Source organism: Bacillus sp. NEAU-Y102, from assembly GCF_054788175.1.
Map to the genome: position 1 here is coordinate 1 of NZ_JBTWFK010000028.1, position 7,391 is coordinate 7,391.

A 7,391-nucleotide genomic window follows, 5' to 3' on the forward strand; every position below is an offset into this window, starting at 1 on the left:
ATCAATTCTCCATAGAAAGGAGGTGATCCAGCCGCACCTTCCGATACGGCTACCTTGTTACGACTTCACCCCAATCATCTGTCCCACCTTAGGCGGCTGGCTCCAAAAAGGTTACCCCACCGACTTCGGGTGTTACAAACTCTCGTGGTGTGACGGGCGGTGTGTACAAGGCCCGGGAACGTATTCACCGCGGCATGCTGATCCGCGATTACTAGCGATTCCAGCTTCATGTAGGCGAGTTGCAGCCTACAATCCGAACTGAGAACGGTTTTATGAGATTAGCTCCACCTCGCGGTCTTGCAGCTCTTTGTACCGTCCATTGTAGCACGTGTGTAGCCCAGGTCATAAGGGGCATGATGATTTGACGTCATCCCCACCTTCCTCCGGTTTGTCACCGGCAGTCACCTTAGAGTGCCCAACTTAATGATGGCAACTAAGATCAAGGGTTGCGCTCGTTGCGGGACTTAACCCAACATCTCACGACACGAGCTGACGACAACCATGCACCACCTGTCACTCTGCTCCCGAAGGAGAAGCCCTATCTCTAGGGTTTTCAGAGGATGTCAAGACCTGGTAAGGTTCTTCGCGTTGCTTCGAATTAAACCACATGCTCCACCGCTTGTGCGGGCCCCCGTCAATTCCTTTGAGTTTCAGCCTTGCGGCCGTACTCCCCAGGCGGAGTGCTTAATGCGTTAACTTCAGCACTAAAGGGCGGAAACCCTCTAACACTTAGCACTCATCGTTTACGGCGTGGACTACCAGGGTATCTAATCCTGTTTGCTCCCCACGCTTTCGCGCCTCAGTGTCAGTTACAGACCAGAAAGTCGCCTTCGCCACTGGTGTTCCTCCATATCTCTACGCATTTCACCGCTACACATGGAATTCCACTTTCCTCTTCTGCACTCAAGTCTCCCAGTTTCCAATGACCCTCCACGGTTGAGCCGTGGGCTTTCACATCAGACTTAAGAAACCACCTGCGCGCGCTTTACGCCCAATAATTCCGGATAACGCTTGCCACCTACGTATTACCGCGGCTGCTGGCACGTAGTTAGCCGTGGCTTTCTGGTTAGGTACCGTCAAGGTGCCAGCTTATTCAACTAGCACTTGTTCTTCCCTAACAACAGAGTTTTACGACCCGAAAGCCTTCATCACTCACGCGGCGTTGCTCCGTCAGACTTTCGTCCATTGCGGAAGATTCCCTACTGCTGCCTCCCGTAGGAGTCTGGGCCGTGTCTCAGTCCCAGTGTGGCCGATCACCCTCTCAGGTCGGCTACGCATCGTTGCCTTGGTGAGCCGTTACCTCACCAACTAGCTAATGCGACGCGGGTCCATCCATAAGTGACAGCCGAAGCCGCCTTTCAATTTCGAACCATGCAGTTCAAAATGTTATCCGGTATTAGCCCCGGTTTCCCGGAGTTATCCCAGTCTTATGGGCAGGTTACCCACGTGTTACTCACCCGTCCGCCGCTAACTTCTTGAGAGCAAGCTCTCAATCCATTCGCTCGACTTGCATGTATTAGGCACGCCGCCAGCGTTCATCCTGAGCCAGGATCAAACTCTCCAATAAAGTTAGTTTGTCTAGCATCTAAAAATAAAAATTGACGTTTCACGTTGTTTGTTTCGTTCAGTTTTCAAAGAACTACTTAGTCGCTCATTTGCGACTTCCTTATGTTAACATTTTCATCTTTCAATGTCAACTAAGTTTTTCATTTCGTTTGTCGCTTGCGACGTTATTGTCATCGGCGACTTGTTCTATATTACACTTCATTTGTATAATCGTCAACAACTTTTTATAAAGATATTCAAGTTAATATTTTTATGCTCTTTTAACTAGATACGCCTCTCCAAGGATTCATTACCGAAAAGCTACCTTCTGCTTCTATTTAACCTATTCTTCCAAAATATATTCAAGTTAATTTAAACCCTAGACTTAATTTGTACAGAAGTTTTTACCCAGCGAAACTAACAATCTTATTTTAATAAATATTAATACCTCTTTGTTTATCACACCCTCTATTAGAAACGATTGAAGATATACGTATTCTTATAACAGACAACGATACAAAAATCCATAATACACTCATATACTACTCTAGTTATAGAGTCCCAAGTTCTACTTATATGAAGTAATGGTTGCTTATCTGTTTACTCGTAAATATATAGAAGCACACTAATATATTTATTAACTATCCCTTTTTCACTGAAATATCAGCCTTATATCTCCTTCATCTTTAGTATCATCTATTTCCATACAGCTATATTCTCTTAATAAACATTTAAGATATGCTCAAGGTTTGAATTGATTAATAGCATTTCCTTTTTAAACACATATACTGGATTAAAAATACATACCTCAATTGATCAAGTGCACCGAACAAACATATGCAGAACACTTGTTCCTTTCATTACTTCACTTTTTATATAACATTAATAGATATTTATCCCATACCTATATTTACGTTTTACCGCTAAAAGAGCCAATCCTTTCACTAACAAAGCATTTAGTTTCATTTCTAGTATATATCCCCCTTTTAAAATACATATAGAATCATAATTTCCTTTGTTTCTATCTCCCCCTAAGAATACAATACACAACCATACAAAAACAATTCTACAACAAGGTATACGACGGCTGCACAATTATAAATCATAATCCCCTCAATACCTACAGAGGTGCTGTCCGCCTTTAACGCAAATATATACTAAAAAAATTTCAATATGAAATGGGCCGGAATTTCTATTCTAAGAAAAATCCGGCTTTTATTTTTAGGCAACAACCAACATCATTTTTACATTTAGTATTAAATGTCTATTCAATATTCTCTACTCTGGTAAAGGTGAATGTATCATATCTGTCACTGCATAATATAGATTTTCTGGATGTTCGGCTATCCGATGACATAAATATAAATACCGTTATTTTCCACGAGTCAAATATACTCTAGCGTTATGTCCTTTGTTTTTCAAATCTCTTAACATATCCGGACGAATTCCATATAACATTTCTATTTCTACATTAGGGTGACTAAAATATTGACGTTGCTCCATCTCTTTAATAAGAATTTCATCATGTGTAGCTATAGATACAGGGTGATGGTTTTCAGCTAGTTTTTCTACAATTTGAAGATACTGTTGATTTAAATCAGTTGATCTAGGCATAGCAATATCCGGAACTTCTTGATAGGCACCTTTTACAACTCTTATTTTTCCTGGATAATGAAGGAGTTCTTGAATATCATTGTTTGAGCGGTATAAATGTGCCTGTATTGTTATCCCTACATTATGATATTGCTCAGTTACCTTTTTATAAATGGAAAGAATGTCCGCTGCTTTAGATGATTCTTCCATACTTATCATAAGGGTAGTTCCATGTACTTTCGCCTTCTCTGCCAACTCCATTAAATGAATATAAGATATTTCTGGATCTATAGACAATCCAATATGAGATAAATCAAGTGATACTGTTTGTTTCATAGATAGAGTACCTATGTCCCCAATAAGATTCAAAAACTCATTTTTTGCTTTATAACATCCCTCTATATCAAGAGTATTTTCCCCTATGTATTCTAGTGAAGTATGATAACCTTTTGTAATTAGTTCTTTTGCCGTCCCAATCCCCTCATGTCTCGTTTCTCCGGTGACAAAGCGTTTCGCAGCTTGTAACAATAACGTATAGAGTTCATTGGATTGTTGAACATATGCTTTTATATGTTCATTCCGTTTTACATACACCTTCTTTAAATCAGCTTATCCTTTCTAAATTTATTGCTGAAGATTATTTGGAACGGCATATTATGAAGATGAAAAAAATCTATAAAAATCGAAGAGACTTCCTTATCCAGCAATTAAAATCAACATTCTCAAATACAATCAATATTTTCGGTTATTTTACAGTATTACATCTGATTGTTGAATTCAATCAAGTTCAATTCACAAAAGAATTACTTGAGAAAATCCAACAACTCGGAGTGAAAGTATATCCTGTGGAAGATCACGCCATTGAAAAAGGAAAACATTACAATCGAATTATTATAGGGTATGGACATTTAACAACTGCAGAAATAAAAGAGGGTGTGAGTAGGCTCCAGAGGGTAATACTTCGTATATATATTCTTGTTAGCAAATAGACTTTAAAGCTTAGTCATATTTTTCTGAAGGTATGCTACTTAAATGTGAAATTCTAATAAAATAAAGTTGTTTCTTGCTAGATAAACTTACTCATAGAGCTTACATTAATTACAAGTTTATTTTACAAAACACAAAAAAGACAAGTCATTCTGACTTGTCTTAAAGTTGCTTGGCGACGTCCTACTCTCACAGGGACAAGGTCCCAACTACCATCGGCGCTAGAGAGCTTAACTTCCGTGTTCGGTATGGGAACGGGTGTGACCTCTCTGCCATCATCACCAAACTATTGAAGGCATATTCCTTCAAAACTAGATAACATTGCTACATATTATATGGTTAAGTCCTCGATCTATTAGTATTCGTCAGCTCCACATGTCACCATGCTTCCACCTCGAACCTATCAACCTGATCATCTTTCAGGGATCTTACTAGCTTACGCTATGGGAAATCTCATCTTGAGGGGGGCTTCATGCTTAGATGCTTTCAGCACTTATCCCTTCCGCACATAGCTACCCAGCTATGCCCTTGGCAGAACAACTGGTACACCAGCGGTGCGTCCATCCCGGTCCTCTCGTACTAAGGACAGCTCCTCTCAAATTTCCTACGCCCACGACGGATAGGGACCGAACTGTCTCACGACGTTCTGAACCCAGCTCGCGTACCGCTTTAATGGGCGAACAGCCCAACCCTTGGGACCGACTACAGCCCCAGGATGCGATGAGCCGACATCGAGGTGCCAAACCTCCCCGTCGATGTGGACTCTTGGGGGAGATAAGCCTGTTATCCCCGGGGTAGCTTTTATCCGTTGAGCGATGGCCCTTCCATGCGGAACCACCGGATCACTAAGCCCGACTTTCGTCCCTGCTCGACTTGTAGGTCTCGCAGTCAAGCTCCCTTATGCCTTTGCACTCTACGAATGATTTCCAACCATTCTGAGGGAACCTTTGGGCGCCTCCGTTACACTTTAGGAGGCGACCGCCCCAGTCAAACTGCCCACCTGACACTGTCTCCCGGGTCGATAAGACCCGTAGGTTAGAATTTCAATACAGTCAGGGCGGTATCCCACCAGCGCCTCCACCGAAGCTAGCGCTCCGGTTTCAATGGCTCCCGCCTATCCTGTACAAACTGTACCAAAATTCAATATCAGGCTACAGTAAAGCTCCACGGGGTCTTTCCGTCCTGTCGCGGGTAACCTGCATCTTCACAGGTACTATAATTTCACCGAGTCTCTGGTTGAGACAGTGCCCAAATCGTTACACCTTTCGTGCGGGTCGGAACTTACCCGACAAGGAATTTCGCTACCTTAGGACCGTTATAGTTACGGCCGCCGTTTACTGGGGCTTCAGTTCAGAGCTTCGCTTACGCTAACCCCTCTCCTTAACCTTCCAGCACCGGGCAGGTGTCACCCCCTATACTTCGCCTTACGGCTTCGCAGAGAGCTGTGTTTTTGCTAAACAGTCGCTTGGGCCTATTCACTGCGGCTTTCCGTTAAGAAAGCACCCCTTCTCCCGAAGTTACGGGGTCATTTTGCCGAGTTCCTTAACCAGAGTTCTCTCGCACACCTTAGGATTCTCTCCTCGCCTACCTGTGTCGGTTTGCGGTACAGGCACCTTTTATCTCGCTAGAAGCTTTTCTTGGCAGCGGGGAATCAAAGACTTCGCTCCATAAGGAGCTTCCCCATCACAGCTCAGCCTTTACGATAAGCGGATTTGCCTACTTATCAGCCTAACTGCTTGGACGTGCACAACCAATCGCACGCTTCTTCTATCCTTCTGCGTCCCTCCATTGCTCAAACGATAAAGAGGTGGTACAGGAATATCAACCTGTTGTCCATCGCCTACGCCTGTCGGCCTCGGCTTAGGTCCTGACTAACCCTGAGCGGACGAGCCTTCCTCAGGAAACCTTAGGCATTCGGTGGACGGGATTCTCACCCGTCTTTCGCTACTCATACCGGCATTCTCACTTCTAAGCGCTCCACCAGTCCTTCCGGTCTGACTTCACTGCACTTAGAACGCTCCCCTACCACTGATACCATTGGTATCAATTCGCAGCTTCGGTGGTGTATTTAGCCCCGGTACATTTTCGGCGCAGAGTCACTCGACTAGTGAGCTATTACGCACTCTTTAAATGGTGGCTGCTTCTAAGCCAACATCCTAGTTGTCTAAGCAACTCCACATCCTTTTCCACTTAATACACACTTTGGGACCTTAGCTGGCGATCTGGGCTGTTTCCCTCTTGACTACGGATCTTATCACTCGCAGTCTGACTCCTAAGGATAAGTCATTGGCATTCGGAGTTTGACTGAATTCGGTAATCCGATGAGGACCCCTAGTTCAATCAGTGCTCTACCTCCAAGACTCTTACACTTAAGGCTAGCCCTAAAGCTATTTCGGGGAGAACCAGCTATCTCCAGGTTCGATTGGAATTTCTCCGCTACCCACACCTCATCCCCGCACTTTTCAACGTGCGTGGGTTCGGGCCTCCATTCAGTGTTACCTGAACTTCACCCTGGACATGGGTAGATCACCTGGTTTCGGGTCTACGACCACGTACTAAACGCCCTATTCAGACTCGCTTTCGCTGCGGCTCCGCCTCTTCAGCTTAACCTTGCACGGGATCGTAACTCGCCGGTTCATTCTACAAAAGGCACGCCATCACCCATTAACGGGCTCTGACTATTTGTAGGCACACGGTTTCAGGATCTCTTTCACTCCCCTTCCGGGGTGCTTTTCACCTTTCCCTCACGGTACTGGTTCACTATCGATCACTAGGGAGTATTTAGCCTTGGGAGATGGTCCTCCCAGATTCCGACGGAATTTCACGTGTTCCGCCGTACTCAGGATACATTCAAGAGAGAACGAAGTTTCGACTACGGGGTTGTTACCCTCTACGACGGACCTTTCCAGGTCGCTTCGTCTACCTCGTTCCTTTGTAACTCCGTATAGAATGTCCTACAACCCCAAGAGGCAAGCCTCTTGGTTTGGGCTATGTTCCGTTTCGCTCGCCGCTACTCAGGAAATCGCATTTGCTTTCTCTTCCTCCAGGTACTTAGATGTTTCAGTTCCCTGGGTCTGTCTTCCATACCCTATGTATTCAGGTAAGGATACCATACCATTACGTATAGTGGGTTTCCCCATTCGGAAATCTTCGGATCAAAGCTTACTTACAGCTCCCCGAAGCATATCGGCGTTAGTCCCGTCCTTCATCGACTCCTAGTGTCAAGGCATCCACCGTGCGCCCTTTCTAACTTAACCAAACTAAAA

Annotated in this window: 3 rRNA genes and 2 pseudogenes; 1 reads left to right on the top strand and 4 read right to left on the bottom strand. The window is 44.4% G+C overall.

From position 1 onward, the window contains the following. Nucleotides 1–15 precede the first annotated feature (15 nt). Nucleotides 16–1,567 (bottom strand): 16S ribosomal RNA (locus ACYFX0_RS30810). A 1,256-nt stretch (nt 1,568–2,823) separates the two neighbouring features. Next, a pseudogene (locus ACYFX0_RS30815) lies at nt 2,824–3,732 on the bottom strand (proline dehydrogenase family protein). On the opposite strand from ACYFX0_RS30815, the pseudogene ACYFX0_RS30820 reads away from it, so the two are divergent. Beyond that, nucleotides 3,651–4,127 (top strand): annotated as a pseudogene (locus tag ACYFX0_RS30820) (PLP-dependent aminotransferase family protein); the annotation flags it as partial. The pseudogenes ACYFX0_RS30815 and ACYFX0_RS30820 overlap by 82 nt on opposite strands. Before the next feature lie 168 nt (nt 4,128–4,295). Here the strand turns inward: ACYFX0_RS30820 and rrf are convergent. Then, nucleotides 4,296–4,411 (bottom strand): 5S ribosomal RNA (rrf, locus tag ACYFX0_RS30825). A 49-nt stretch (nt 4,412–4,460) separates the two neighbouring features. Beyond that, a 23S ribosomal RNA gene (locus tag ACYFX0_RS30830) occupies nt 4,461–7,382 on the bottom strand. Nucleotides 7,383–7,391 lie beyond the last annotated feature (9 nt).